Raw genomic sequence first — 1,618 nt, forward strand, 5'->3', positions numbered from 1 at the left:
GGGGGAGGGCGGGCGCTGGGGGTACCCCCTCCGGGGGGGGGAGGCACCCCGCAGGCGCCGGGCCGCGCGACCCCCGGCCCGCACCCGCACGGGGCACCCGGAAACCTACGCCCCCGGCGACACGTACGGCTCAGCCGGCGGAAACTGCTCCGGGTCCCGCGGCCCGAACAGCCCCGTCAACCCCAGGTGCAACACCAGCGCCGCGAACGGCCACGCCAGCAACGCCCCCTTCGCACTCAGCTTCAACGGCGCGTCGAACGTGACCCCCTTGCCGACACTCCGGGCCTGCGCGATCACATCCTGCGCGGGACCGAGCCACACCCCCACCCGCCAGGCCAGCAACGACCCCAGCAGCCCACCGACCGCCAGCGCCACCACCAACGGCACGCCCCCGCGCCGCCGCACCAGGAACACGGCGAGCGCGCTCACCGCCCCGAACCCCAGTGCGAGCAGCGAGAACGTTCCGTCCACCCCGATGCCCTGCTCGCCCTCGGAGTCCTTGAGGTACACGGCCCAGTCGTCGCCGACCACGTCACCCACCAGCGGCACGCGCGGCGCCAGCCACCACCACAGCACCCCGAGCAGCACCCCGCCGAGCGCCACCGCCACCGCGGTCACGGCGGCCTCACGTATCTCCGCCTTCATGCCGGGACCGTCCTGTTCGTACCACCGGCCGTGCCGTGGGTACGCGGCCTCGCCCGCCTTTCCGTACGGGTACGAGGCGGCTGCCTGCTCGTGCGGGGGCGGTGGTGGTGTCAGAGGTGCGCTCACCCCGCCATCGTGCCAGGCCCGGCTGTGCGGCGCGTCACCGGACGGCCGCCCTGCGGTACGCCCAGGTCGCGACGGCCAGCGAGATGACACCGACGGCTCCGCACACGGCGAGGTCACCGAGCACCCGCGCCCAGTCGGGATGCGGCCCGAAGGTCCGCGCGAAGGCCTCGACGCCGTACGTCGACGGCAGCAGGTCCCGGGCGAGGCGCACCACCTCCGGCATCCGCTCCGCCGGCAGCACACCGAGCAGCAGCGCGGCCGACATGCCGAGCTGCCCCAGCAGCGTGGCCAGCTCCGCGCGGGGCGCGAGCAGGCCGAGCGCCGCGCCGAGTCCGGCGAGCGCGGCTCCGGCGAGCGGGATCACGGCTGCCAGCACCCACAGGTTCGCCAGCGGCAGCCCGAACAGCACGCATCCGAAGACGGCGGTCACCACGGTCCCCGGCACGGTGAACGAGGCGTACGCGCCCGCCGCGCCCAGCACCACCGCGGCCGGCGGCACCGGCAGGGTCGCGTAGTGGTCGAGCCCGCCGCTGGCCCGTAGCTGCCCGAAGTACTGGGCGAGCAGGTTCAGCGCGACGAAGGCGACGACCAGGACCGCCGAGCCGGCGACCACGGCCTGCGCCTCGCCGCCGCCGTCCACGACCCCACGCATCAGGATCATGATGCCGACCGACTGGAAGGTCGCCACGAACAGCAGCGGTATCCGCGCGACCCGGGCCCGGGAGAGCTGCGCCCGGTACACGGCCGCCAGCGACGGCCACAGCCGCGCCCGGGGGCCGAGTCCGGCCGGTTGCGGCGCGGCCTCCTCCACGGCCAGGGCGCCGCCCGGCACGACATCGGCGGGGGG

The 1,618-nt window shown here is 75.7% G+C and carries 2 protein-coding genes; both read right to left on the reverse strand.

Translation table 11 applies throughout. The features are described 5' to 3' along the window. Nucleotides 1-105 precede the first annotated feature (105 nt). A complete protein-coding gene (locus B7767_RS35635) occupies nucleotides 106-771 on the reverse strand; it encodes an AAA family ATPase (RefSeq protein WP_085575666.1) in 666 nt (221 codons plus the stop codon). Between the two features lie 34 nt (nucleotides 772-805). Beyond that, the coding region (locus tag B7767_RS35640; protein WP_085575667.1) for an ABC transporter permease at nucleotides 806-1,618 on the reverse strand (813 nt) is incomplete at its 5' end.

The organism is Streptomyces sp. 13-12-16, assembly GCF_002114215.1.
In the GTDB taxonomy this organism is placed as follows: Bacteria; Actinomycetota; Actinomycetes; order Streptomycetales; family Streptomycetaceae; genus Streptomyces.